Below are 25,876 nucleotides of genomic sequence, written 5' to 3' on the forward strand. Positions count from 1 at the left end.
GGCAACCCTATGCTTATCGCCCAAATCACTGATCTGCACATCCGCATGCCGGGCCAGAAGGCCTATCGCATCGTCGAAACCGACCGCTATCTGCCGCCTGCCATCGCCGCTCTGAACGCGCTGGATCCGGCGCCCGACGCGGTCATCATCTCGGGAGACCTGACCGACTTCGGCCGCCCCGCCGAATATCGCTATCTGCGCGACATGCTGGCCGCCTTGCGCATGCCCTATTACCTGATGCCCGGCAACCATGATTCGCGCGAGCAGCTGCGCGCCTGCTTTCCCGAGCACGACTATCTGCGCCAGGACGACGAGTTTGCCCAATACACGGTCGAGCACCTGCCCCTGCGCCTCATCATGCTCGATACCATCGTGCCCATGCAAAGCCACGGCATGCTGTGCGAGCGGCGGCTGGCCTGGCTGGAAGCCCGCCTGATGGAAGCGCCGGGCCGGCCGACGCTCATCGCCATGCACCATCCGCCCTTTCAGACCGGCATCGCGCACATGGACAAGATAGGGCTGCTGCAAGGCGCCGACGCGCTTGAAACGTTGGTTCGGCGCCACGCCAACATCGAACGCATCATCTGCGGCCATTTGCACCGCAGCATTTTCCAGCGCTTCGGCGCCACCGTCGCCTCGACCTGCCCATCTCCCGCGCACCAGGTGGCGCTGGACCTGCGCCCGGAGGGCCCGGCAGCCTTCAATCTCGAGCCGCCGGCCTATCACCTGCATCATTGGCGCGAAGGCCAGCTGCTGACGCACCACGCCTACATCGGGGAATACCCTGGGCCCTATCCTTTCCACGAGAACGGCGAGCTGATTGACGACTGACACGCCCCCGTCATCTTTGCGGCGCAACATGAAAAGGATTTCATTTGCGCCCAGAATCAAAGATTCCACGAGCGCGGCCCATGAGTCCGATCCGAGGGCCGGCCGCCACAATATCAACGGCGCAGCAGTAGAAAGGCGGTACCAGCGCCTTCACGACAACAAGCTATGTCAACGCTAGTTCTGGAGAACCTCACCAAGCAGTACGCCGATGCAACGGCGATACAGGCGGTGGGATTCGAGGCTGCCGCCGGCAGCTTCACGGTATTGCTCGGCCCATCGGGCTGCGGAAAATCCACCACGCTGCGCATGATCGCCGGCCTGGATACGCCCACGTCCGGCCGCATCCTGATCGGCGGACAGGACGTCACCCAGCTGCCGCCGTCCAAGCGCCGCATCTCCATGGTGTTCCAGTCGTATGCGCTCTTCCCGCATCTGTCGGTGCGCGAGAACATCTTGTTCGGCCTGCGCGTGCGCAAGGAGCCGGCGCGCGACTTTGAGCGCCGCCTGGGGCGCGTGGCCGGTCTGCTGGGCCTGTCGGCGCTGTTGGACCGCAAGCCCTCGCAGTTGTCCGGCGGCCAGCAACAGCGTGTGGCGCTGGGGCGCGCCGTCATCTCCGAAGCGCCGGTCTGCCTCATGGACGAACCGCTGTCCAACCTGGACGCGCAGCTGCGCCATGACATGCGCCGCGAGATCCGCGCGCTGCAGCAGGAACTGAAGATCACCATGGTCTATGTCACGCACGACCAGACCGAGGCCATGAGCATGGCCGACCAGGTCGTGCTGCTGCGCGGCGGCCGGATCGAACAGCTCGACAGCCCCGATGGCCTGTATGCGCGGCCGGCGACCGAATTCGCGGCGCGCTTTATCGGCACGCCGCCCATGAACCTGATGAAGCTGGACACGGCGCATGGCCGGCGCGTGCTGGCCGGCACGCAGGGTCCGGCCATCCCCGGCGCGGCCGCGGCCGCGGGCACGCTCGGCGTGCGTCCCGAGCACATGCGCATCGACGCCGGCGGCATTGCCGCCACGCTGGAAAGCGTCGAGTACTTCGGCGCGGATTCGGTCGCGGTGTGCCGGGTGGGCAGCAACAGCGGTGTTGCCGTGCGTGTGGCAGGCCATTTGCGCGCCGCCGCCGGCAGCCAAATCGGTCTGCGCTGGGATGAAGACCGGCAGCATTTTTTTGGCGCGGACGGCCGCGCGATCTGACCCGGGCCATGCTGGCCGGCCCTGTATTCCGATGCACCTTACCTTGATTAGGACTGCGAACATGCGACGTTTCGTTTTGAAAACCCTGGCCGCCGGACTGGCCGGCACCTTGCTGAGCCTGCCCGCCCTGGCCCAGAAAAAGCCCGTGGAAGTCGAGTTCTACTATCCCGTCGCGGTCGGCGGTCCCATCACCAAGATTGTCGACGACATGGTGGCGGATTTCCAGAAAGAGAATCCGGACATCCGCGTCAAGCCCATTTATGCGGGTTCCTACCAGGACTCCATCGCCAAGGCCCTGACCGCGCTCAAGGGCGGCACGCCGCCGCAGCTGGCCGTGCTGCTGTCGACCGATATGTTCACCCTGATCGACGAGGACGCCATCGTCCCCATCGACTCGCTGGCCAAGAGCGAAACCGATAAGCAATGGCTGGGCAGCTTCTACGACGCCTTCATGCAGAACAGCCGCAGCGGTGGCCATGTGTGGGGCGTGCCCTTCCAGCGCTCCACCATCGTGATGTACTACAACAAGGAACTGTTCAAGCAGGCGGGCCTGGACCCGGAGCGCGCGCCGTCCACCTGGGCTGAGCTGGTCGACAGCGCCAAGAAGCTGACCAAGAAGGACGCCTCGGGCAATGTGACGCAATGGGGACTGGAGATTCCGTCGGGCGGCGCCTTCGCCTATTGGCTCTTCCAGGCGCTGACCACGCCCAATGACGCCATCCTCATGAACGAGGCCGGCAACCAGGTCTATCTGGACAAGCCCGCCGTCATCGAGGCGGCCGAATTCTGGCACGACCTGTCGGCCAAGCATGGCGTCATGCCCAAGGGCACCATAGACTGGGGCACCACGCCCAAGGACTTCCTGGAAAAGAAGGCCGCCATCATCTGGACCACCACGGGCAACCTCACCAACATCCGCAAGAACGCCGACTTCCCCTTCGGCGTGGCGATGATGCCCAAGCAAAAACGCGGCGGCAGCCCGACCGGCGGCGGCAATTTCTATGTTTTCAAGAGCGGCACGCCCGAGCAGCAACAGGCCGCGCTGAAGTTCGCCCAATGGGCCACGGCCCCCGAACGCGCCGCCGACTGGAGTATCGCCACGGGCTATGTGGCCGTGACGCCGGCCGCCTGGCAGACCGACAAAATGAAGAAGTACGTGCAGGAAGTGCCAGCCGCCGCCGTGGCGCGCGACCAGCTCGATGTCAGCGTGGCCGAGTTCTCCACGCATGACAACCAGCGCGTGACCAAGGTGCTCAACGACGCGCTGCAATCCGCGCTCACCGGCGCCAAGTCGCCCAAGCAGGCGCTGACCGACGCGCAACGCGAGGCCGAGCGCATCCTGCGCGCCTATCAATGAGGCTGGCGGCGCGCTCTGTCCAGGCGGTCTATGGCTGGCTGCTCCTGCTGCCGGCCATCGTGCTGCTGGCCGCCTTCACGCACTACCCGGCACTGGCCACGGTGTGGCACAGCTTTTTCTCCACGCCCAAGGGCAAGCGCCCGGCGCGGTTCGTGGGCCTGGAGAACTATGCCGTCATGCGCGATGACCCGGTGTTCTGGCAATCCCTGTGGAACAACCTTTGGTTCGCGCTGGGCACCATACCGACGTCGATCGCCATCGCCCTGGCCATGGCTTTGTGGGTCAACCGCCGCCTGGCCGGGCGCGGTTTCCTGCGCATGGCCTATTTCACGCCCACCGTGCTGCCCATGGTGGCGGTGGCCAATATCTGGCTCTTCTTCTATACGCCGCAGTACGGCCTGATCGCCCAGGTGCTGCAAGGTTTCGGCCTGCCGGGCATGAACTGGCTGGGCAGCCGCGACACGGCGCTGCCTGCCCTGATGCTGGTCACCATCTGGAAAGAATCGGGCTTTTTCATGATCTTCTATCTGGCTGCGCTGCAGACGGTCTCGCCTTCGCTGCGCGAGGCGGCCATGCTGGAGGGCGCTTCGCGCTGGCAGTACTTCCGCCGCGTGCTTTGGCCGCTGCTGATGCCCACCACGCTTTTCGTGCTGGTCAATGCCCTCATCAATGCCTTCCGTCTGGTGGACCACGTGGTGGTGATGACGCGCGGCGGCCCTGACAATGCCAGCACACTGCTGCTCTTTTATATCTACCAGGTAGGCTTCAGCTTCTGGGATACCGCCTATGCCGCCACGCTGACGGTGGTGCTGCTGGTGCTGCTGGCCGCGACCGCGCTGGTGAAATTCCGCTGGCTGGACCGCAGGACGCACTATCAATGAATGCCAAGTCCGACCTTCTCGACACGCTGGGCGCCTGGCTGCTGGGTCTGCTGTGGATACTGCCCCTGGCCTATGCCGCCTGGGCGGCCTTTCATCCACCGGCCTATGCCACGCGCTTTGAACTGTTCGCGCCGCTGACGCTGGAGAATTTTGCGCGCGCCTGGCATGCCGCGCCCTTTCCGCGATATTTCCTGAACACGTTTTTGCTGGTGACCATGGTGCTGGCCGCCCAGCTGGTGCTGTCCACGCTGGCCGGTTACGCCTTCGCGCGCTTTGAGTTCCGCGGCCGCGACACCGTCTTCATGCTGGTGCTGCTGCAGCTGATGATCATGCCGGACGTGCTGCTGGTGGAAAACTACCGCAGCATGAGCTGGCTGGGCGTGCGCGACACCGTGTTCGCGGTGGGGCTGCCGTATTTCGCCTCGGCCTTCGGCATCTTCCTGCTGCGCCAGACCTTCAAGACCGTGCCGCGCGAACTCGAAGAGGCCGCGCGCGTGGAGGGCGCCTCGCCCACGCAGATCCTGCTCAAGGTCTATGTGCCCCTGGCCAAACCCATCTACATCGCCTACGGGCTGGTGTCGGTCAGCCATCACTGGAACAACTTCCTGTGGCCGCTGATCATCACCAACTCGGTGGAATCCCGGCCGCTGACGGTGGGCCTGCAGGTCTTCTCCTCGACCGACCAGGGCATAGACTGGTCGGTCATCACCGCGGCGACCTTATTGTCCGCCGCGCCGCTGCTGGTGGCCTTTTTGTTGTTTCAGCGGCAGTTCGTGCAGTCTTTCATGCGCGCCGGCATACGGTAGGCACTCAATAGCCCACGGACAGCCCCGGCAGGTCGACGATGACGCGGGGCTTTTCCAGGGCCAGGGCGGCGTTGCGCGCGAACTCCCCGGCCTCCTTGGCGTCGCTGGACAGGGTCTCATAGCCCAGGGCATCGGCCACGCCCATGATCTTGTCCAGCAGCAGCACCTTGCCGCTGGGGCGCAGCGGCTCGCAGCCCAGCAGCTCCCAGGCGCTGTCGAACCAATCACGGGCAGCCAGCGACGCGGCGCTCGAGGGCTCCACCTGGACGGTGAAATCGAGCGAGCGGCGGGCGTCGAAAATCACGGTGACGTCGCTACGCATGGAAGATCTCCTGGAAGTCGAAAATGACGGGCCACCGCAGTATGCAGAAAAAACCAGCCTGGCATTGTCAGACCGGCGACATTGCCTTACCAGCCCCGGCTGACCTCCCAGGTCAGGTCGGCGCGCGCGGCCAGCGACTGGCGCATCATGTCCAGCAGGGGATAGGCGCGCTGCTGCAGGCCCACCTCGCGCTCGACCGGGTGCTTGGGTTCCTGGTCGGGATGGTCTTCGGCCGGAGCCGGCTGCCCGGCCACGGCGGCCTCCAGGCCGGCAATCGCGGCCGGCAGTTGTTCGGGGGTGAAGACGCCGCGCTCGGGGATCTCGTCGCCCACCAGCTTGCCTGCCGCCTGAAGAAGCGGGGCCGCATCAACCGTGCGCATCAGGACTTCGGCGGTGGCCTTGGAGTGAAAGGTGATCAGCATCTTGCGTCTCCCAACTGATAATTTCATACACTACCCCATCAGTCCCCCTCTGCCAACTGCGCCGCGCGCGGCCGGCCAGGCATGGAAAAACCGGGTTCGCGCTATCATTTAGGCACTTTTCGCGCGAGCGCCCCGCCTGAAGCGGGCCCTGCATCCGCCTCCTGACATTTTCTGCCGATCGCCCATGCTCCCTGAGCAACAACAACACCTCATTTCCCTGCTCGCCCGTGCCGTCGCCGGCATCCTGCCCGAGGCCCAGCCCGACATCCAGCTGGAACGTCCCAAGGTCGCCGCCCACGGCGATATCGCCACCAATGTGGCCATGCAACTGGCCAAGCCGGCCAAGCGCAATCCGCGCGAGCTGGCCCAGGGCATCGTGGACGCGCTGCTGGCCGATCCCCAGGCCCGCGACCTCGTCGACAGCGCCGAGATCGCCGGCCCCGGTTTCATCAACCTGCGCTTTACCGCCCAGGCCCGCCAGGCGGTGATCGCCACCGTGGCCGCGCAGGGCGAGGCCTACGGGCGCGGCCCGCGGCGCGGCGAAAAAGTGCTGGTCGAGTTCGTGTCGGCCAACCCCACCGGACCGCTGCACGTGGGGCATGCCCGCCAGGCCGCCCTGGGCGATGCCATCTGCCGCCTGTTCGACGCCACCGGCTGGGATGTGACGCGCGAGTTCTATTACAACGACGCCGGCAACCAGATCGAGAACCTGGCCATCAGCGTGCAGGCGCGCGCCCGCGGCATCGCCACCGACGCCCCCGAATGGCCGGCCGACGGCTACAAGGGCGACTACATCCTGGACATCGCCCGCGACTACGCTGCCCGCGCATCGGTGCAGGCCGCCGACGGCCAGCCGGTCCAGGCCAGCGGCGATCTCGACAACCTGGAAGATATCCGCGCCTTTGCCGTGGCCTATCTGCGCCGCGAACAGGACCTGGACCTACAGGCCTTCGGCCTGAAGTTCGACAACTTCTTCCTGGAAAGCTCGCTCTACACCTCGGGACGGGTGGAGCGCACCGTGCAGCGGCTGGAGGCCAACGGCCACACCTACGAGCAGGACGGCGCGCTCTGGCTGCGCACGACCGAACTGGGCACGGGCGACGACAAAGACCGCGTCATGCGCAAGCGCGAAGGCGGCTACACCTATTTTGTCCCCGACGTGGCCTATCACCAGGCCAAGTGGGAGCGCGGTTTTCACCAGGCCATCAATATCCAGGGCAGCGACCACCACGGCACGGTGGCGCGCGTGCGCGCCGGGCTGCAAGGCCTGGACGAGGGCATCCCCAAGGATTTCCCGGCCTATGTGCTGCATAAGATGGTCAAGGTGATGCGCGGCGGCGAGGAGGTCAAGATCTCCAAGCGCGCCGGCAGCTATGTCACCATGCGCGACCTGATCGAATGGGTGGGCCGCGACGCGGTGCGCTACTTCCTGATCCAGCGCCGCGCCGACACCGAGTTCGTGTTCGACATCGACCTGGCCCTGTCCAAGAGCGACGAGAACCCGGTCTATTACATCCAGTACGCGCATGCCCGCATCTGCAGCATGATCGCGGGCTCCGGGCTGGACGAGGCCGCCATTGCCGCGGCCGACACCTCGCCGCTGACGGCCCCGACCGAATTCGCCCTGATGCAGCGCCTGGCCGAGTTCCCCAACGTGGTCAAGCTGGCCGCGCAGGAGCTCGCGCCGCACCACATCGCTTTCTGGCTGCGCGACTGCGCCTCGGACTTCCATGGCTGGTACAACGCCGAGCGCGTGCTGGTCGATGACCCGGCGCTCAAGCTCGCCCGCCTGCGCCTGGCGGCCACGACGCGCCAGGTGCTGGCCAACGGCCTGGCGCTGTTGGGCGTGACCGCGCCCCAACGCATGTAAGCGCCCATGGCCAGCAAGCGCAAATCCAGCTCCCAGGGCGGCAGCACGCTTTACGGCGTGCTGGCCGGCCTGCTGATCGGCCTGATCCTGGCCGCCGCCGTCGCCTTTTATGTCACCAAGGCGCCCATGCCTTTCGTGGACCGCGCCACGCGCCAGGCCAGCGGACCCGAAAAGCCTATCGATCCCCGCACCGCGCCCGATCCCAACCAGGGCCTGTATGGGCGCGACGGCGCCGCGGGCACGCCGCCGACCGGTCCGACGGCGACAGCGCCCACGCCCTTGCCGGATGGCAAGACCGACGACCTGGGCGCGCTGATCGCCACGCTGCCCAGCGCCGACCAGGCCGCCGCGCCGCTGCCCGTCCCCGTGCCCGCCGCGCCTGCCCCGTCCAAGCCGGCCGCCGCGGCCAAGCCGCCCGAGAAGACCGCCAGCATCGCGTCCACACCGCCCGCCCAGCAGGCCAATGGCAATTACTATCTGCAGGCCGGGGCCTATCGTGTGCAGGCCGATGCCGAGTCCTTGCGGGCGCGCATCCTGCTGCTGGGCCTGCCCGTGAACGTGCAGCGCGCCGAGGTCAACGGCGTGCAGGTCAACCGGGTCCGCGTCGGCCCTTTCTCACGCCTGGACGACATGAATCGCGCACGCAGCCGCCTGGGCGAGAACAAGATCGAATCCACCGTGGTCAAGCAGCAATAAACCGTTGAACTTCCGGGCCCGCGCCGGGTCTGTAACGCTTTCACTCCAGGAACACGTATGCCGTCCCCCTCGATTTCCCGCCTCCTGGCCGCCGCCGCCCTGGCCGCGACAACCTTTTTTGCCCCCGCCAGCCACGCGCAGGGTAGCAATGGCTATGTCCCCATCTCGCCGGCCCTGCCTTCGGATACCCCGGGCAAGATCGAAGTCCTGGAATTCTTCGCCTACACCTGCCCGCACTGCGCGGCCATCGAGCCCATGATCGAGGACTGGGCTAAGACCAAGCCGCAGGACGTCGTCCTCAAGCAGGTGCCCATCGCCTTCAATGCCGGCATGAAGCCGCTGCAGCAGCTGTACTACACGCTGCTGGCGCTGGACCGCCCCGATCTGCACGTCAAGGTCTTCAACGCCATCCACGGCGAGCGCAAGCGCCTGTTCGACAAGAAGTCCATGGGCGAGTGGGCCGCCGCCCAGGGCGTGGACCGCGCCAAGTTTGACGCCGTGTTCGACTCCTTCAGCGTCCAGACCCAGGTGCAGCGCGCCAACCAGCTGGCCGAAGCCTATCGCATCGACGGCACGCCCTCGTTTGCCGTGGGCGGCAAGTTCATGACCTCGCCGGTGCTGGCGGGCAACAGCTATGAAGGCGCCATCAAGGAAATCGACAAGCTGATTCCGATGGCCCGCGGCCAATAAGCCCTCCCGGGCCAGCGGCATGCCCCCCAGGATCCTCTCGGATCTTGGGGGGTTTTTCATGGCGGCTTACAATGGCCGCGCAAGCGTCCGTCATCCACGAACGGGAGGGCTCAGCCGCACCATGCAGGCCATCAAGCATCGCCACCGCTGGAGCCTTCTCGCCGCGCTGATCGCGATGGCGCTGCCGCCGCTGCTGATGGCGCCCTTGATCTGGTGGATGGCCCAGGACCGCGCCAAAGGCGAGTCCGCCATCACGGCGGCGACCATCCAGCGGCAAGTGGACAGCACGCTGGATGTCGTCTTCGACAATGTCCATCATGCCGTCGGGCTGCTGGACCAGCCCTGTCCCGACGCCGCGCCCGAGCTCGCCCGCCAAGCCAATATCACGCTCTATTACCGTTCGCTCAGCCTGATGAAGCACGGCAGGCTGTACTGCACCTCGCTCATCGGCGGCGTCAACTTCGCGCCGCGCGACGTCTTCGACGGGATGCCCACGCTGCCGGCCGCGCGCGCCATCACGCCCATTGCCGGCTCGCTGGTGGTGCCGGACCGGTCGGCCATCGTGGTTTCCGAGTCCACCGGCCCGGGTACGGGCGCCATGGCCGTCATCGACGGCCAGTACTTGATGGACATTCAGAAGGCGGCCTCCAACAATGGCGAGTTCCGCGTGCAGGTGGACATGAGCGACACCGGCGGGCCGCTTTCGCCCAGCGTGCCCGCCGAGGGCGCGGCCGCGTTCAGCACCCGCGCCAGCGTGCAGGCGCGCTCTTCGCGCTACCCCGTGGTCGTGACGGTCGCGCCGGCCCTGGCCGCCGTCGCCGCGCACCGCCGCTATCTGTGGTGGCACCACGCGCCGTTTCTGGTCATTGCCTCGCTGATCGCCGGCTACGCGGCCTACCGCTACAACCGGCGCCGCCTGTCATTGGCCAGCGAAATCCTGCGTGGCATGCGCCAGGGCGAGTTTTCCATGGTCTACCAGCCCGTGGTGCACCTGCCCAGCGGCAGGATGAGCGGCGTGGAGGCGCTGATCCGCTGGCGCCGCGCGGACCTGGGCATGGTGCGGCCCGACCTCTTCATTCCGCTGGCCGAACAGCACGGCCTCATGCCCGCGTTGACGCGCCACATCTTCGGCCTGGTGGCGGCCGACCTGCCGCTGCTGGGCCTGGGCCCGCAGGACCACCTGGGAATCAACATCAGCGGCTCGCACCTGGCCATGCCCGCTTTCGCGCAGGATGTCGGCGTGCTGATGGCCGCACTGGGGCCGGGCAGGCCCAAGGTCGTACTGGAGCTGACCGAGCGCGAGGCCTTGCCGCAAGACCCGCAGACCCAGGCCAATATCCGCCAGGCCCGCAATCTGGGCGTGCTGTGGGCACTGGACGATTTCGGCACCGGACAGAGCGCGCTGTCCTATCTGCGCGAACTGGACGCCGACTTCATCAAGATCGACCGCAGCTTTGTCGTCGGCATCGGCACCGATTCGGTCAATGCGGCCGTGCTGGAGACCATTATTTCCCTGGGCCGCCGGCTGCACCTGGACCTCACCGCCGAAGGCATAGAGACCGAGGAGCAGGCCGAACACCTGGCCCGCCACGGCGTGCAATGGGGGCAGGGTTATCTGTACTCGCCGCCGCTGCCGCCCGAAGCGCTGGCGGACTGGCGGCGGGCGCAGGGCTGAGCGCGCGGGCTCAGCGGCCGGCCGCGCGCTCCAGGGCCTGGGTGAGATCGGCGATCAGGTCGGCCGGCGACTCCAGGCCGATATGCAGGCGCACCAGCGCATCCTGTCCGCCCTTCCAATACCGGTGCCGCGCCAGCTCGCCCGGGGTGACCAGCTGCACCAGCGACTCGAAACCGCCCCACGAAAACCCGATGCCGAACAGCTCCAGGGCGTCCACGAAGAGGCGCGCGGCCTGCGGCGACAGGCGCAGTTGGACCGCCAGCATGCCGTTGGAGCCGCTGCAATCGCGCTGCCAGAGCGCATGGCCGGCATCGCCCGGCCATGCCGGGTGGTAGATGGCCGCGACCTCGGGCCGGCCCTGCAGGAACTCGCAGATCTCGAGGGCATGCCGGGCGTGCTGCGCCATGCGCACCGGCATGGTCCGCACGCCGCGCAGGGCCAGCCAGGCGTCATCGGCGCTGACCGAATAGCCCATGGCGTATTGCGTGCGGTTCAGGCGCTTGGCGATGGCTTCGTCATTGGTGACGACCGCGCCCAGCATCAGGTCGGAATGCCCGCCCACGTACTTGGTGCCGGCGATCACCGACACCTGGGCGCCCAGCGCCAGCGGACGATAGATATAGCCCGACCCCCACGTGTTGTCGGTGGCCAGGATGAGATCGTGCTTGCGCGCAAAGCGCGCCAAGGCCGGCATGTCCAGCATCTCGAACAGCAGCGAGCCCGGCGCCTCGACGTAGAGCAGCCGGGTATTGGGACGCACCAGTTTTTCCAGGTCTTCGCCGGCGTGGTAGAAGGTCAGCTCGATGCCCATGCGCGACAGCACGGCGGCATTGAGTTCATGCACCGGGCCGTAGACGCAATCGGCCACCAGGGCGTGGTCGCCGGCCGACAGCAGGGCCATGAAGGCCAGGGTGATGCCGGCCAGGCCGGAGGAGGCGAGATAGCAGTGCGTGCCGCCCTCGAGCCGGCAGAACACCTGCTCGAGCGCGGCGTGCGTGTCCATGCCCATGCGGCCATAGGTGGCGGCGCGCTCGCCCGCCGCCTTGCGGCGCTGGGCGTTTTCCAGGGTCTCGAGGCTTTCGAAGCGCACGGTGCTGGCGCGCATGGAAGGCAGGTTGACGGGCGCGACGCCGGTCTTGGGGTCGAAGGGCGCGGTGCCCATGTGCTGAAGCAGCGTGTCGATATGCGCGGAAGAAGACATGACGGCAATGGCGAATGAAAGAGTGACAGGGTAGCAGGCGGAGACCCGGCCGGCGGTTGGATCGATATTACCCAAAGCCGGGCGCGACTTGGCCTATGATGCCGCAAGCGCGCCCGCCGCGACTTTCCTCCTTTTAGCGCCGACCCCATGCTGCCTCTCGATACCCTGATCGCATTCTTCGGCATCGCCGTGCTCCTGGCCCTCACGCCCGGCCCCGACAACCTCTTCGTGCTGATGCAATCGGCCATCTGGGGCCGCAAGGCCGGCTTTCTGGTCGTGCTGGGCCTGTGCACCGGTCTGCTGGGCCATACTGCGGCCGTGGCCGTGGGACTGGCGGCGGTGTTCGCGGCCTCCCCGGCGGCCTTCACGGTGCTCAAGCTGGCCGGCGCGGCCTACCTGCTCTATCTGGCCTGGCAGATCCTGCGCGCGCCCGTGGGCGCCGGCGCGGCCGAAAAACCCGAGCCCCTGCGCGCCGGCGCGCTGTACCGCCGCGGCATCATCATGAACCTCACCAATCCCAAGGTCCTGCTGTTCTTCTTTGCTTTTCTGCCGCAGTTCACCCGTCCGGGCGCCGGCCCCATGGCCTGGCAGATCGTCGAGCTGGGCGCGGTCTTCATGGTGGCCACGCTGCTGGTCTTCGGCGCCATCGCGGTATTCTCGGGCGCCTTCGGCCAGATGCTGCAGCGCTCGGCCACCGCGCAGCGCTGGCTCAACCGGCTGGCCGGCGTGGTCTTCATCGGACTGGCCCTGCGGCTGGCGAGCGCCAGCCGCTGACGGCCGCCCGGACGGTCAGGCCGCCCGGAAACGCACGATGCCGTCTTCGCCCGTGGCGCGCTTGAGCCGGCCTTCGAAGTAGAGCGCGTGCAGATGGGCCAGCGCCTCGCCCATGGCGAAGGTCAGCTGGTGCAGGTCCAGCTTGCGGTGAAAGAGCACCGGCACGATGTCGGTGGTCGACCGGGGCGCCTGCGCACAGGCTTGCATGACCTCGGCCAGGCGCTCGGCATGATGCTGTTGCTGCTGCGCGATGCGTTCGTGCAGGCCCCGGAAGGGGCGGCCGTGCGAAGGCAGCACCAGGGTGTCCTGCGGCAGGTCCACATAGGCATTGAGCGAACGCAGGTACAGCGGCAGGGGGTTGGCCTCGGGCTCGTGGTCGAACACGCTGACATTGGTCGAGATGCGCGGCAAGACCATGTCGCCCGAAATCAGCAAGCCCAGGTCGGCACAGAAGAAGGACATGTGTTCAGGCGCGTGGCCATAACCCACGATGGCGCGCCAGTCGTGCCCGCCGATGCGGACCAGGTCGCCGTCCATGACGCGGGTAAAGCGCGCCGGCACGCTGGGCACCAGGTTGGGGTAATAGCCGGCGCGCTGGCGGATCTGCGCCTGCGCCTCGGGATCGGTCAGGCCGTGGCGGGCGAAATGCGCCACCGCGCCTTCGCCGCCGGCGCCGCTGCCGCCGGCCCGGCTGGACCACAACGAGGCCACCATGAAATCGGTCATGCTCATCCACAGCGGCGCCTGCCAGCGCTGGCACAGCCAGTCGGCCAGGCCGACGTGGTCCGGATGCATGTGCGTGACGAGCACGCGCAGGACGGGCAGGCCGTCGAGTTCCTGCTCGAACACCTGCTCCCAGAGCGTCTTGACCTCGTCGCGCGCAATGCCGCAATCAACGATGGTCCAGCCCTGGCGGCCGTCGATCTCGTCGCGCAGCAGCCAGAGGTTGATGTGGTCCAGCGCGAAGGGCAGGGGCATGCGCAGCCATTTCACGCCGGGGGCCACCTCCTGGGCACGGCCCGCCTCGGGCTGCGCATCGCCCCAGGGGTACTGCAACTTCTGCTCATTGGGATTCATGTCTCGTCTCGCAAGCTTGACGTCTGGGTCAAGGCATCATAATTTACGTTTACGTAAACTGCCACACACCGCATGTCCCCGTCAACCTGGACCATCTCCGAGCTCTCGCGCGAGTTCGACATCACGCCCCGCACGATCCGTTTTTATGAGGATCAGGGCATCGTCAGCCCACAGCGCGAAGGCCGCAACCGCGTCTACGGCGCGCGCGACCGCACCCGCCTGAAGCTGGCGCTGCGCGGCAAGCGGCTGGGCCTGCAATTGTCGGAGATCCGCAGCCTCATCGATATGTACGACGGCCCGGGCGACAATGAGGCGCAGCTGCGCCAGTACTTGTCGGTGCTCGGCCAGCACCGCGCCATGCTGGAGCAGCAGCGGCGCGATATCGAGGACACACTGGCCGAGATCACCGCCCAGGAACAGCAGTGCCAGGCCTTGCTGGCCAGCAAGGCCTGACGCGGACTCACTCGGCCTTGATGTCGTTGGCCTTGATGATCTGCGCGTTGCTGGCGTATTCCTGGCGCACCTGCTTGGCAAACGTTTCGCCCACCCCCGTGCCCGGCTGCAGATAGGATTTGGCCAGCAGGTCTTGGTAGTCAGGGTTGGCCATGGCGCGCTGCAAGGCGGCCTGCAGGCTGTGCATGAGCCCGGCGGACATCCCCGCCGGCGCGAAGATACCGAAGTTGGAGTAGTACTGCGCCTGCGGCAGCTTGAGCTCGGCCAGGGTGGGCACTTGCGGCCAGACCGCCAGGCGCTCGGGCGCCATCACGGCCAGCGGCTTGAGCGCGCCGCTGGCCACGTGGGGCAGCACCACATCGCTGTTGACCACCAGCAATTCCACCGTGCCGCCCAGCCCGTCGGTCAGGGCCTGGCTGTTGCCCCGGTAGGGCACATGCGTCATGCGGACCTGGGTCGCGCCCATCAGGGCCGCCATGCCCACATGGGCCACCGTGCCTTGGCCCGGCGTGCCGAAGCGCACCGCATCGGGATGCCTGCGGGCAAAGTCGATCAGGCCGGCGAAATCATCGACCCGCAAGGCCTTGGTGGCCACGATGGCCACCGGGGCCACGGCCACGCTGGCCACGGGCGCGAGGTCCTTCATCGGATCGTAATGGGTCTTGCGCAGGTGCGGCAGAATCGTCAGCGGGCTGGTCGAGGCCAGCAGCAGCGTGGCACCGTCGGGCTGCGCGCGCGCCACCTGGTCGGTGCCCAGGCCGGCACCGGCGCCCGGCTTGTTCTCGATGATGACGGTGGCGCCGGTTTCCTTGCGCAGCACGTCGCCCAGGCGGCGGCCGATGGCGTCGGCGCTGCCGCCGGCGGTGTAGGGCACCACCACGGTCACCGGCTTGGCGCCGGGCCAGTCCTGGGCCTGGGCCGCGCCCGCCATGGCGATGGCGCCCAGCAGGCCCGCGGCCAGGCAAGTCTTTGCTTTCATTGCTTTCCCCTTATGTTGTCGGCGGCCCGTCTCAGGCCAGATAGCGCTGCGCCAGGCGCACCCAGTAGGTCGCCCCGGGTGCGATCAAGGCGTCATTGAAGTCATAGCTCACATTGTGCAGATTGCAGGGCCCCAGGCCGTGGCCCGCCATGCGGTGCTCGCCGTCGCCGTTGCCGATGAAGACATAGCAGCCGGGCTTGGCCTGCAGCAGGAAGGCGAAATCCTCGGAGGCCATCACGGGCTCGATCACGCGCGCGCCGGCCTCGCCGGCCACCTCGCGCATCACGTCCAGGCAAAAGGCGGTCTCGGCCTCGGTGTTGATCAGGGCAGGGTAGCGGCGCTCGAAGAACACATCGGCCTCGCAGCCATGCGCGGCGGCCACGCCGGCGGCGATCTCGCGCATGCGGCGCTCGATCAGGTCCACCACCTCGGGACGATAGGCGCGCACCGAGCCGCCCAGCCAGGCGCTGTCGGGCACGACGTTGATCACCGGGCCGCCGGCCTGGACCTGGGTGATGGACAGCACGGCCGCATCCAGCGGGCGCTTGCTGCGCGTCAGGATGGTCTGCAGGCTCTGGCCGATGGCAAACAGGGCAGGCACCGGATCGGCGCAATCCTGGGGCGCGGCGGCATGGCCGCCCTTGCCCTTGACCGTGATGCGAAAGCCATTGGCCGCGGCCATCATGGGCCCGGCGCACACGCCGAACGTGCCCGCCGCGATGCCGGGCCAGTTGTGCATGCCGAAGACGGCCTCGCAAGGAAAGCGTTCGAACAGGCCGTCCTCGATCATGGCGCGGCCGCCCGCGCCGCCCTCCTCGGCGGGCTGGAAGGTGAAATAGACGGTCCCGTCAAAGCCGCCATGCGTCTTCAGGTGGCGCGCGGCCGCCAGCAGCATGGCCATATGGCCGTCATGGCCGCAGCCGTGCATCTTGCCCGCGTGGCGGGATCGGTGGGCGAACTGGTTTTCCTCCTGCATGGGCAGGCCGTCCATATCGGCGCGCAGCATGATGGCGCGCGACGAGGCGCCCCGCTTGAGCACGCCCACCACGCCGGTCTTGGCGATGCCGGTATGGACCTCGATGCCCCAGCCGCGCAGGGTGTCGGCCACCAGGGCGGCGGTGCGGTGCTCCTCGTAGCACAGCTCCGGATGGGCATGGATGTCGCGGCGCAAGGCGACGATGTCGTCCAGATTGGCTAGCATGGTGATTTCCCTTGTTCTACGGAATGGCAATGATGGCGCGGCATCTTACCCGCGGCAAATCGCCTGCGGGCCCGTCCAGGCGGCATCCGGGCCTAGGGAAAACCCGACTGATCTTTACGTTTACGTAAACGTAATATTTGCACTGCATCATCCGCCTGGATACCCCCGGCAGCGTGGCGCGTGCGAGTACTCACTATCACGGAGACATCGATGAACATTCCTGGCCTGAACTTCGATCTGGGCGAAGACCTGGATATGCTGCGCGATGCCGTACGCAGTTTCGCCTTGAGCGAGATCGCCCCGCGCGCCGCCGAGATCGACCGCGATGACCAGTTCCCGATGGATCTGTGGCGCAAGTTCGGCGAGCTGGGCGTGCTGGGCATGACGGTGAGCGAGGAGTACGGCGGCACCAGCCTGGGCTACCTGGCCCATATGGTGGTGATGGAAGAAATCTCGCGCGCCAGCGCCTCGGTGGGCCTGTCATATGGCGCGCACTCGAACCTCTGCGTCAACCAGATCTACCGCAATGGCACGGATGCGCAGAAAGCGCGCTATCTGCCCAAGCTGATCTCCGGCGAGCATGTCGGGGCGCTTGCCATGAGCGAACCTGGCGCGGGGTCCGATGTCGTCAGCATGCGCCTGCGCGCCCAGAAAAAGGGCGACCGCTACGTCCTGAACGGCAGCAAGATGTGGATCACCAACGGCCCGGATGCCGACACGCTGGTCGTCTATGCCAAGACCGATCCCGAGGCGCACCAGCGCGGCATCACGGCCTTTCTGGTCGAAAAGGGTTTCAAGGGCTTTTCGGTGGCCCAGAAGCTGGACAAGCTGGGGATGCGCGGCAGCCACACGGGCGAGCTGGTGTTCGAGGACTGCGAAGTCCCCGAAGAAAACATCCTGGGCCAGCTCAATGGCGGCGTGAAAGTGCTGATGAGCGGCCTGGACTACGAGCGCGCCGTCCTGTCGGGCGGGCCATTGGGCATCATGCAGGCCGTCATGGACGTCGCCGTGCCTTACGTCCACGACCGCAAGCAGTTCGGCCAGGCCATCGGCGAGTTCCAGCTCATCCAGGGCAAGATGGCCGATATGTACACCACGCTGCAGGCCAGCCGTGCCTTCTGCTACACCGTGGGCAAGAATCTCGACCGCCTGGGCCGCGAGCATGTGCGCCAGGTCCGCAAGGACTGCGCCGCCCTCATCCTCTACACCGCCGAGCGCGCCACCTGGATGGCCGGCGAGGGCATCCAGCTGCTGGGCGGCAACGGCTATATCAATGAATATCCGGTCGGCCGCCTGTGGCGCGACGCCAAGCTCTACGAAATCGGCGCCGGCACCAGCGAGATCCGCCGCATGCTGATCGGCCGGGAATTGTTCAACGAAACCGCCTGATCACCGCGCGAGCCCGACCATGCCAGCGTTTCCTGATCTGCCGCAAGCGCATCCGGCGCGCGGCCGGGCAAGCGGGCGGCGCTTTTCTTTTACGATACAGACAGGGCCTGGCGCTGCCGGGCCGCGTAGTCCTGTCCCGATTTAAAGGAGCAAGTCATGTCCGACCCTATCGTCATCGTTTCCGTTGCCCGCACGCCCATGGGCGGCATGATGGGCAGCCTGTCCGGCCTGTCCGCCCATGAACTGGGCGCCGTGGCGATCAAGGCCGCCGTCGAACGCGCCGGCCTCAAGCCGGAGCAGGTCAATGAAGTCATCATGGGCAACGTGCTGCAGGCCGGGCAAGGCCAGGCGCCCGCCCGCCAGGCCGCGCTGGGCGCCGGCCTGCCGCTGGGCGTGAGCTGCACCACCATCCACAAGGTCTGCGGCTCGGGCCTGAAGGCCGCCATGTTCGGGCATGACCTGCTGCTGGCCGGCACGGCCGAGGTCGTGGTCGCCGGCGGCCAGGAGAGCATGAGCAATGCTCCCTATCTGCTCCTGAAAGGCCGCCAGGGCTACCGCTACGGCCACAGCACCGTGTACGACCACATGGCCCTGGACGGCCTGGAAGACGCCTATGACCGCGGCAAGGCCATGGGCGTGTTTGCCGAAGACTGCGCCGCCAAGTACAGCTTCAGCCGCGAAGACCAGGACGCTTTCGCGCTGGAGTCGCTGCGCCGCGCCCGCGCCGCCACCGAGGACGGCAGCTTCAAGTGGGAAATCACCCCGGTCACCGTGGCCGGCCGCAAGGGCGACACGGTGATCGACACCGACGAGGCGCCGACCAAGGCCATGCCCGAGAAGATCCCGACGCTCAAGCCGGCCTTCAAGAAAGACGGCACGGTCACGGCCGCCAACTCCTCGTCGATTTCCGACGGTGCGGCCGCCATGGTGCTGATGCGCGCCTCGACCGCCGAGAAGCTCGGGGTCAAGCCGCTGGCGCGCATCGTGGCCCACACCCAGCATTCGCAAGAGCCGCAGTGGTTCACCACCGCCCCGGTCGGCGCGCTGAAGAACCTGTTCGCCAAGACGGGCTGGAAGGCCGGCGATGTCGACCTGTACGAGATCAACGAGGCCTTCGCCGTGGTCACCATGGCCGCCATGAAGGACTTCGGTCTGCCGCGCGACAAGGTCAACGTCCACGGCGGCGCCACGGCCCTGGGCCACCCCATCGGCGCCTCCGGCGCACGCCTGGTGGCCACCCTGATCGGCGCCCTGCGCCAGAAGGGCGGCAAGAAAGGCGTGGCGACCCTGTGCATTGGCGGCGGCGAAGCCGTGGCCATGGCCATCGAAATGCTTTGACCGGCCCGCGGCCGGGCCCGCCCGGCCGCCGCGACGACAGGCCGGCACACCCACAACGAGACAAACCGCGCCCATCCCGGGCGCGCCCCTTTCCCCAAAACGAGCCAGGACGGCCATGCCCATCATCGAATCCCGCATCGATACGCGCGGCGCCGATTTCGCAGCCAACGCGAGCGCCATGCAGACGGTGCTCGACGACCTCGACCGCCAAATGACCGCGACCGCGCTGGGCGGCAGCGAAAGCGCGCGCGCCAAACATGTCGCGCGCGGCAAGCTGCTGCCGCGCGAGCGTGTCGAACAGCTCATCGATCCCGGCAGCCCCTTCCTGGAACTCTCGCCCCTGGCCGCGCATGGCATGTACGACGGCGAAGCGCCGGGCGCGGGCCTGATCACCGGCATCGGCCGCATCGCGGGCACCGAGTGCGTCATCGTGTGCAATGACGCCACGGTCAAGGGCGGCACCTACTATCCGATGACGGTCAAGAAGCATCTGCGCGCGCAGGAGATCGCGCAGCAGAACAACTTGCCCTGCGTCTACCTGGTCGATTCGGGCGGCGCCAACCTGCCGCGCCAGGACGAGGTCTTCCCGGACCGCGATCACTTCGGCCGTATCTTCTACAACCAGGCCGTGATGTCCTCCCAGGGCATCGCGCAGATCGCCGTGGTGATGGGCTCGTGCACGGCCGGCGGCGCCTACGTGCCAGCCATGAGCGATGAGTCCATCATCGTCAAGAACCAGGGCACCATCTTCCTGGGCGGCCCGCCCCTGGTCAAGGCGGCGACCGGCGAGGAGGTCAGCGCCGAAGACCTGGGCGGCGGCGACGTGCATACGCGGCTGTCGGGCGTGGCCGACCACCTGGCCGCCAACGACCGCCACGCGCTGGAACTGGCCCGCAACGCGGTGGCCCGCCTGAACCGCCGCAAGCCGCGGCCGCTGGCCCTGGTCGAGCCGCGCGAGCCGCGCTACGACCCGGCCGAGCTCAACGGCATCATCCCCGCCGATACCCGCAAGCCCTTCGACGTGCGCGAAGTCATCGCGCGCATCGTCGATGGTTCCGAATTCGACGAGTTCAAGGCCCGCTACGGCACGACGCTGGTCACCGGCTTTGCCCACATCCACGGCATGCCGGTGGGCATCGTGGCCAACAACGGCATCCTGTTTTCGGAATCGGCGCAAAAGGGCGCGCACTTTATCGAGCTGTGCGCGCAGCGCAAGATCCCGCTGGTCTTCCTGCAGAACATCACCGGTTTCATGGTCGGCCGCAAATACGAGAACGAGGGCATCGCGCGCCATGGCGCCAAGATGGTGACCGCCGTGGCAACGGCCAAGGTGCCGAAGTTCACGGTCCTGATCGGCGGCTCCTTCGGCGCCGGCAACTATGGCATGTGCGGCCGCGCCTATTCGCCGCGCCTGCTGTTCATGTGGCCCAACGCGCGCATCTCCGTGATGGGCGGCGAACAGGCGGCCAGCGTGCTGGCGACGGTCAAGCGCGACGGCCTCGAAAGCCGCGGCGCGCAATGGAGCGCCGAGGAAGAAGAAGCCTTCAAGGCGCCGATACGCGCCCAATACGAGCGCGAGGGCCATCCCTATTACGCCACGGCGCGCCTGTGGGACGACGGCATCATCGCGCCGGCCGATACCCGCCGCGTGCTGGGCCTGGCCCTGTCCGCGGCCTTGAACGCCCCCATCGAAGACACGCGCTTCGGCGTGTTCCGCATGTAAGCCACGCCGCGCCAAGGAGTCGCCCGTGTTCACCACGCTCTTGATTGCCAATCGCGGCGAGATCGCCTGCCGCGTCGCCGCCACTGCCCGCCGCCTGGGCCTGCACACGGTCGCGGTCTATTCGGACGCCGACGCGGACGCGCGCCACGTCGCGGCCTGCGACGCGGCCGTGCATATCGGCGGCCCCGAGCCGCGCGCCAGCTATCTGCGCGCCGACGCCATCCTGCAGGCCGCCCTGGCCAGCGGCGCGCAGGCCATCCATCCGGGCTATGGCTTCCTGTCCGAGAACGAGGCCTTCGCCCAGGCCGCGGCCGACGCGGGCATCGCCTTCGTCGGCCCGCCGCCCTCGGCCATCGCCGCCATGGGCAGCAAGTCGGCCGCCAAGGCGCTCATGGAGCGCGCGGGCGTGCCGCTGGTGCCGGGCTACCACGGCGAGAACCAGGATCCGGCCTTCCTGCGCGGCGAGGCCGACAAGATAGGCTATCCCGTGCTCATCAAGGCCAGCGCCGGCGGCGGCGGCAAGGGCATGCGCGTGGTGGAGTCCAGCGCCGCCTTCCTGGAGGCCCTGGCGTCCTGCCAGCGCGAGGCGCGCGCCAGCTTCGGCGATGACCGCGTGCTCATCGAGCGCTATCTGCAGAAACCGCGCCATATCGAGATCCAGGTATTCGCGGACAGCCATGGCCAATGCGTGTACCTGTTCGAACGCGACTGCTCGGTGCAGCGCCGCCACCAGAAAGTCATCGAAGAAGCCCCGGCGCCCGGCATGACACCCGAACGCCGCCAGGCCATGGGCCAGGCCGCCGTGGCCGCCGCGCAAGCCGTGGGCTATGTGGGCGCAGGCACGGTGGAGTTCATCGCCGAACCCGACGGGCGCTTCTATTTCATGGAAATGAACACGCGCCTGCAGGTCGAACACCCAGTCACCGAAATGATCACCGGTCTGGACCTGGTCGAATGGCAGTTGCGCGTGGCCGCCGGCGAGCCGCTGCCCCTGACGCAGGAGCAGCTGCGCATCGAAGGCCATGCCATCGAGGCGCGCATCTACGCCGAGAATCCCGAGAAAGGCTTCCTGCCCTCCATCGGCACGCTTTCCTATCTGGCGCTGCCGCCGCACACCGCCTTCAGCAATGGCGATATCCGCGTGGACGGCGGCGTGCGCATGGGCGACACCATCACGCCTTATTACGATCCCATGATCGCCAAGCTCATCGTGCGCGGCGCGGACCGCGACCAGGCCCGCGCGCGCATGGTGCAGGCGTTGGCGCAGACGCAGGCCGTCGGCGTGCAGACCAATGTGGCCTTCCTGACCCGGCTCATGCGCGACGAGGCCTTTGCCGGCGCCGACCTGGACACCGGCCTGATCGAGCGCCGCCGCGCCACGTTGCTGCCCGAGGCGCAGGCGGCCCGCCCCGAGGCCCTGGCCCTAGCCAGCGTGGCCGTGCTGGTGAGCGAAGGCCTGGCCAGCGATACGCAGCGCGCGGCGCGCGACGCCGACCCCTGGGCGGCGCGCGATGGCTGGCGCCTGGGCGGGCGCTATCGCCGTGTCCTGCCCTGGGACGACCAGGGCAACACCCGCCAGGCCGTGCTCGCGCGCGGCCCCGAGGGCTGGTCGTTGACCGTGGACGACAGCCCCGCGATGGCGCTGCAATGGCGCGCCCATCCCAGCGCCAACCCCGAGCTGGCCTATGGCCTGCGGCTGTCGCTCGATGGACGCGATGTGAGCGGCAATGTCGTGCTGCACGGCGACCGCGCCCATGTGTTCCGCCAGGGCGACACCGTCGTGCTGCAACGCCTGGACAGGCATGTGGACGACGGCCATGAGGGCCATGGCGGCGGCTTGACCGCCCCCATGCCGGGCAAGATCATCGCGGTCGCGGTCAAGGCCGGCGACAGCGTCGAGAAAGGCCAGGCGCTGCTGGTCATGGAGGCCATGAAGATGGAACACACCATCACCGCGCCGGCCGCGGGCGTGGTGACGGGGATTTTCTATGCGTTGGGCGACCAGGTGTCCGAGGGCGTGGCCCTCATCGCCCTGGGCGAAGCGCAAGCCTGAGGCCGCGGCCCGGCGGGACTTCAGGCCGCCGGGCTGGCCGGCCCCACATAGCTGAAGCGTGGCAGCTCGCCGGCTTCGGTGCTCACGGTCTCGTTCCAGATGCGCAGCAGGCGCGTGTTCATGGGCAGGCCGTCGCGCGGATAGAGCCGCACATAAACGACGACGGTCTCGTCGGTTTCATCAGCGCGGGCCAGGCCCAGCGCCAGGTAATGCTGGCCCTTGTAGTGGCGATACACGCCGGGGCGGAAGTCTTCGATGGCGGACATGGCGGCTCCAAAGCACGACAGCCGCATGACGCGGCTGTCGCGGGAAAAAACAAGGCTTACTTGCGGACGGTGGCGATCAGGTGATCGAGCTGCTCCAGCATGGTCGCCGTTTCGGCCTCGGAGACGTTCAAGGCGGGCATGAAGCGCAGCAGGTTGCCGCGCGGCGCGTTCAGCAGCAGGCCTTGCGGCTCCAGCTGGCGGGCGGCCTCGACGATGGCCGGACCGTATTCGCCATCCAGCTTGAGGGCGCGCAGCAGGCCCATGCCGCGCTCGCCTTGCAGGCCGTGCTTTTCGGACAGGGCCAGGAGGCCCTCGGAGAGTTGGCGGGCGCGCGCCTGCACGCCGTCCATGAACCCCGGCGCGGCCAGCGCGTCGTACACTGCCACGCCCACGGCCGTGCACAGGGGATTGCCGTTGTAGGTGCCGCCCTGTTCGCCATGCGAGAACACGCTGACCGACTCGCGGGCCAGCAGCGCGGCCAGGGGCACGCCGCCGCCGATGCCCTTGCCCAGGGTCATGATGTCGGGCACGACGTCGAACTGCTGGTAGGCGAACATGGAACCGGTGCGGCCCATGCCGGTCTGCACTTCGTCCACGATGAGCAGGATGCCGTGCTCATCGGCCAGCTTGCGCAGGCCCTGCATGAACTCGCGCGAGGCCGGGATGACGCCAGCCTCGCCCTGCACGGGCTCGAGCATGATGGCCACGGTCTGGGCGTCGATGAGCGCGCGCACCGAGTCCAGGTCGTTCAGGTCGGCCTTGGGAAAACCGTCGACCTGGGGCGCGAACATGGTGTCCCAGCCCGGCTTGCCCGAGGCCGACATGGTCGCCAGCGTGCGGCCATGGAAGCCGTGGTCCATGGTGATGATCTTGTAGGCGCCGTTGCGGTGCACGCGGCCCCACTTGCGGGCCAGCTTGATGGCGCCTTCATTGGCTTCGGCGCCGCTGTTGGCGAAGAAGACGCGATCGAACACCGAGGCCTCGGTCAGGCGCCGGGACAGTTCCAGCGAGGGCAGGTTGTAGAAAGCCGGCGAAGGATTCATCAACAGCCCGGCCTGCGCCTGCAGCGCCTGCTGCATCTCGGGCGCGCAGTGGCCCAGCGCATTGACCGCCCAACCCTGCACGAAGTCCAGATATCGCTTGCCTGCGTGATCCTCCAGCCAGGAGCCCTGGCCGCGCACGAACACCAGGTCCGGGCGGGAGGTGATCTCCATGAGGGTATTGACGTTCAACTGGCTGAATTCCATGGCAGTTCCGCAAAAAGAAACAGGAAGGGTGGGAGGAAAGCTGAAATTTAGCACCTTGGCGCGGCAGCCAAGTGTCAGGCGGCCTGCCAGGGCGCCCCCGGGGCGCCCCCGGGGCGCCCCAACGGGATAAACAAACGGGGCCGGATGCCCTGGATCTAGCGACTCAAGCCGCGCGCGGAGATGGGCCAAAGCCCCACGACCGTCTCGTCGCGGTAGGCCACCAGGGTGTCGTGCAGGTTGAAACCGGGATCCACGTGCGGCACCACCAGCCGCAACACTTCGCCCAGGGCGGGCGCCACGGCGCCCTCCTGCACGCGCACCACGCCGTGCTCGTCGTTGGCGGCCGCGTAGACCAAACCGGGCCGGTCATGGACCTGCGGCAGGCCGCATTCGATGGTGACGGACTTCAGGCCCGCGTCCAGGATGACGCGGCCGGGCGCCGGCGTGCTCATGACGGTGGACAGGAGAAAAAGACTGGTGCCGAAGGATAGCGGCCCGGACCATTCGTTGGCGCCATAGTCGCCGTCCATGAAGGCATAGGAGCCGGCTTGCAGCTCGGTGTAGACGCCGCTGGCGGCGTCGAATTCGGCGCTGCCGGTGCCCCCGCCCGTGATGCGCTCGCAGGTGATGCCGTGGGCGCGCAACAGCGAGGCATAGCCGGCCGCGCGCGCGGCGGCCTGGGCGCAGATGGCCGCGCGCTCGGCATGGCCGCGCACATGCTGCACGGAGCCATGGTAGGCCTGCAGGCCGCCGAAGCGCAGCCCCTGCATGGCCTCGGCGGCGCGGGCCAGGGCCAGCACTTCGTGATCGTCGGTCACGCCGCAGCGCCCCTGGCCCACATCGACCTCGACCAGCACCGTGATGCGCGCGCCAGCCTGGGCCATGGCGGCGGCCAGGGCATGCAGATTGGTCATGTTGTCCACGCAGACGCTCACATCGGCGCGCACGGCGATCTGGGCCAGCAGGGCCAGCTTGGCCGGGCCCACGACCTCGTTGCTGATGTGGATGTCACGGATGCCCGCCTCCAGGAAGGGCAGGGCCTCGCTGACTTTCTGGCAACAGATGCCGCGGGCCCCGAGGGCCAGCTGGCGGCGCGCGATCTCCGGGCATTTGTGCGCCTTGGCATGCGGACGCAGGGCCACGCCATGGCGGTCGGCCCATTGCTGCATGGCGCCCAGGTTGGCCTCGAAGACGTCGAGGTCCAGCACCAGGCTGGGCGTGTCGACCTGCGCCAGCGGCTGGCCGGGCAGGGCGGGGTCAGGCAGGGTAAGGACATTGGAAAGATGGGATAGGCGTGTGGTCACCAGCGTTCGCTCCGCGCATCGCCCCGAGTCCATAACCAAAACTGAGGCAGTCATAACCATAGGGCCCCGCGGCCCCCAGGTAAACCATACCCTCGGGGTGATTGGCTAAGCAATC

24 protein-coding genes are annotated in these 25,876 nt (G+C 67.6%); 15 read left to right on the forward strand and 9 right to left on the reverse strand.

What is annotated here, in order from left to right; genetic code table 11:
* The first annotated feature begins 9 nt into the window (after positions 1 to 9).
* From AXA74_RS11800 to AXA74_RS11820, 5 genes are all read left to right on the forward strand, one after another.
* Positions 10 to 831 (forward strand): phosphodiesterase, encoded by an 822-nt coding sequence (locus tag AXA74_RS11800; protein ID WP_029577804.1) that lies wholly within the window; start codon positions 10 to 12, stop codon positions 829 to 831.
* Positions 832 to 996: 165 nt separating this feature from the next.
* Positions 997 to 2,037, forward strand: coding sequence for an ABC transporter ATP-binding protein (locus tag AXA74_RS11805; protein WP_029577805.1), 1,041 nt, complete (start codon positions 997 to 999; stop codon positions 2,035 to 2,037).
* A 61-nt stretch (positions 2,038 to 2,098) separates the two neighbouring features.
* Positions 2,099 to 3,394 carry an ABC transporter substrate-binding protein gene (locus AXA74_RS11810; RefSeq protein ID WP_029577806.1) on the forward strand — a complete coding sequence of 432 codons (1,296 nt, stop codon included), beginning with the start codon at positions 2,099 to 2,101 and terminating at the stop codon, positions 3,392 to 3,394.
* Positions 3,391 to 4,275, forward strand: coding sequence for a carbohydrate ABC transporter permease (locus AXA74_RS11815; protein ID WP_029577807.1), 885 nt, complete (start codon positions 3,391 to 3,393; stop codon positions 4,273 to 4,275). The genes AXA74_RS11810 and AXA74_RS11815 overlap by 4 nt, the downstream gene beginning before the upstream one ends.
* A complete protein-coding gene (locus AXA74_RS11820; protein WP_029577808.1) occupies positions 4,272 to 5,081 on the forward strand; it encodes a carbohydrate ABC transporter permease in 810 nt (269 codons plus the stop codon). Before AXA74_RS11815 ends, AXA74_RS11820 begins: the two co-directional genes overlap by 4 nt.
* A gap of 4 nt (positions 5,082 to 5,085) precedes the next feature.
* Here AXA74_RS11820 and AXA74_RS11825 read toward each other — a convergent pair whose 3' ends face one another.
* Both AXA74_RS11825 and AXA74_RS11830 read right to left on the reverse strand, forming a co-directional pair.
* Positions 5,086 to 5,403, reverse strand: a complete 318-nt coding sequence (locus AXA74_RS11825) for a hypothetical protein (RefSeq protein WP_029577809.1) — start codon at positions 5,401 to 5,403, stop codon at positions 5,086 to 5,088.
* Positions 5,404 to 5,489: 86 nt separating this feature from the next.
* Entirely contained in the window at positions 5,490 to 5,825 is a 336-nt protein-coding gene (locus AXA74_RS11830; RefSeq protein ID WP_029577810.1) for a DUF1840 domain-containing protein, read from the reverse strand.
* 184 nt (positions 5,826 to 6,009) lie between these two features.
* On the opposite strand from AXA74_RS11830, the gene argS reads away from it, so the two are divergent.
* From argS to AXA74_RS11850, 4 genes are all read left to right on the forward strand, one after another.
* Complete coding sequence (gene argS, locus AXA74_RS11835; RefSeq protein ID WP_032972386.1) at positions 6,010 to 7,695, forward strand: arginine--tRNA ligase; 1,686 nt, start codon at positions 6,010 to 6,012, stop codon at positions 7,693 to 7,695.
* 6 nt (positions 7,696 to 7,701) lie between these two features.
* Positions 7,702 to 8,391, forward strand: coding sequence for an SPOR domain-containing protein (locus AXA74_RS11840; protein ID WP_029577812.1), 690 nt, complete (start codon positions 7,702 to 7,704; stop codon positions 8,389 to 8,391).
* A gap of 57 nt (positions 8,392 to 8,448) precedes the next feature.
* Complete coding sequence (locus tag AXA74_RS11845) at positions 8,449 to 9,081, forward strand: thiol:disulfide interchange protein DsbA/DsbL (protein WP_029577813.1); 633 nt, start codon at positions 8,449 to 8,451, stop codon at positions 9,079 to 9,081.
* A 121-nt stretch (positions 9,082 to 9,202) separates the two neighbouring features.
* The gene (locus AXA74_RS11850) at positions 9,203 to 10,756 is read left to right on the forward strand and encodes an EAL domain-containing protein (RefSeq protein ID WP_032957619.1); all 1,554 of its coding nucleotides are present in this window, start codon (positions 9,203 to 9,205) and stop codon (positions 10,754 to 10,756) included.
* A gap of 10 nt (positions 10,757 to 10,766) precedes the next feature.
* Here the strand turns inward: AXA74_RS11850 and metC are convergent, their stop codons facing one another.
* Complete coding sequence (gene metC / locus AXA74_RS11855) at positions 10,767 to 11,957, reverse strand: cystathionine beta-lyase (RefSeq protein ID WP_029577814.1); 1,191 nt, start codon at positions 11,955 to 11,957, stop codon at positions 10,767 to 10,769.
* Positions 11,958 to 12,104: 147 nt separating this feature from the next.
* Here metC and AXA74_RS11860 point away from each other — a divergent pair, with 147 nt between their 5' ends.
* Positions 12,105 to 12,731, forward strand: coding sequence for a LysE family translocator (locus AXA74_RS11860; protein ID WP_029577815.1), 627 nt, complete (start codon positions 12,105 to 12,107; stop codon positions 12,729 to 12,731).
* A gap of 15 nt (positions 12,732 to 12,746) precedes the next feature.
* Here the strand turns inward: AXA74_RS11860 and AXA74_RS11865 are convergent, their stop codons facing one another.
* A complete protein-coding gene (locus tag AXA74_RS11865; protein WP_029577816.1) occupies positions 12,747 to 13,808 on the reverse strand; it encodes an MBL fold metallo-hydrolase in 1,062 nt (353 codons plus the stop codon).
* A gap of 72 nt (positions 13,809 to 13,880) precedes the next feature.
* On the opposite strand from AXA74_RS11865, the gene AXA74_RS11870 reads away from it, so the two are divergent.
* The gene (locus AXA74_RS11870; protein WP_029577817.1) at positions 13,881 to 14,261 is read left to right on the forward strand and encodes a MerR family transcriptional regulator; all 381 of its coding nucleotides are present in this window, start codon (positions 13,881 to 13,883) and stop codon (positions 14,259 to 14,261) included.
* A 7-nt stretch (positions 14,262 to 14,268) separates the two neighbouring features.
* Here the strand turns inward: AXA74_RS11870 and AXA74_RS11875 are convergent, their stop codons facing one another.
* Together AXA74_RS11875 and AXA74_RS11880 are read right to left on the reverse strand one after the other, a co-directional pair.
* The gene (locus AXA74_RS11875) at positions 14,269 to 15,240 is read right to left on the reverse strand and encodes a tripartite tricarboxylate transporter substrate binding protein (protein WP_029577818.1); all 972 of its coding nucleotides are present in this window, start codon (positions 15,238 to 15,240) and stop codon (positions 14,269 to 14,271) included.
* Positions 15,241 to 15,271: 31 nt separating this feature from the next.
* A complete protein-coding gene (locus tag AXA74_RS11880) occupies positions 15,272 to 16,447 on the reverse strand; it encodes a M20 aminoacylase family protein (protein ID WP_032978969.1) in 1,176 nt (391 codons plus the stop codon).
* A 204-nt stretch (positions 16,448 to 16,651) separates the two neighbouring features.
* On the opposite strand from AXA74_RS11880, the gene AXA74_RS11885 reads away from it, so the two are divergent.
* The 4 genes from AXA74_RS11885 (at position 16,652) to AXA74_RS11900 (ending at position 22,944) form a co-directional block, all read left to right on the forward strand.
* A complete protein-coding gene (locus AXA74_RS11885; RefSeq protein WP_032957616.1) occupies positions 16,652 to 17,830 on the forward strand; it encodes an isovaleryl-CoA dehydrogenase in 1,179 nt (392 codons plus the stop codon).
* Positions 17,831 to 17,986: 156 nt separating this feature from the next.
* On the forward strand, positions 17,987 to 19,168 hold the full coding sequence (locus AXA74_RS11890) for an acetyl-CoA C-acetyltransferase (protein WP_029577821.1): 1,182 nt from the start codon (positions 17,987 to 17,989) through the stop codon (positions 19,166 to 19,168).
* Between the two features lie 115 nt (positions 19,169 to 19,283).
* Positions 19,284 to 20,891 carry a carboxyl transferase domain-containing protein gene (locus tag AXA74_RS11895; RefSeq protein WP_029577822.1) on the forward strand — a complete coding sequence of 536 codons (1,608 nt, stop codon included), beginning with the start codon at positions 19,284 to 19,286 and terminating at the stop codon, positions 20,889 to 20,891.
* 25 nt (positions 20,892 to 20,916) lie between these two features.
* The gene (locus AXA74_RS11900) at positions 20,917 to 22,944 is read left to right on the forward strand and encodes an acetyl/propionyl/methylcrotonyl-CoA carboxylase subunit alpha (protein ID WP_032978919.1); all 2,028 of its coding nucleotides are present in this window, start codon (positions 20,917 to 20,919) and stop codon (positions 22,942 to 22,944) included.
* 20 nt (positions 22,945 to 22,964) lie between these two features.
* Here the strand turns inward: AXA74_RS11900 and AXA74_RS11905 are convergent, their stop codons facing one another.
* The 3 genes from AXA74_RS11905 to AXA74_RS11915 form a co-directional block, all read right to left on the reverse strand.
* Positions 22,965 to 23,210 carry a DUF1653 domain-containing protein gene (locus tag AXA74_RS11905; protein WP_029577824.1) on the reverse strand — a complete coding sequence of 82 codons (246 nt, stop codon included), beginning with the start codon at positions 23,208 to 23,210 and terminating at the stop codon, positions 22,965 to 22,967.
* A 56-nt stretch (positions 23,211 to 23,266) separates the two neighbouring features.
* Positions 23,267 to 24,457, reverse strand: a complete 1,191-nt coding sequence (locus tag AXA74_RS11910; RefSeq protein WP_029577825.1) for an acetylornithine transaminase — start codon at positions 24,455 to 24,457, stop codon at positions 23,267 to 23,269.
* Between the two features lie 155 nt (positions 24,458 to 24,612).
* On the reverse strand, positions 24,613 to 25,794 hold the full coding sequence (locus AXA74_RS11915; RefSeq protein WP_048940416.1) for a DSD1 family PLP-dependent enzyme: 1,182 nt from the start codon (positions 25,792 to 25,794) through the stop codon (positions 24,613 to 24,615).
* Positions 25,795 to 25,876 lie beyond the last annotated feature (82 nt).

Origin of the sequence: Bordetella hinzii LMG 13501, from assembly GCF_001548475.1 — a bacterium.
Lineage (GTDB): Bacteria > Pseudomonadota > Gammaproteobacteria > Burkholderiales > Burkholderiaceae_B > Bordetella > Bordetella hinzii.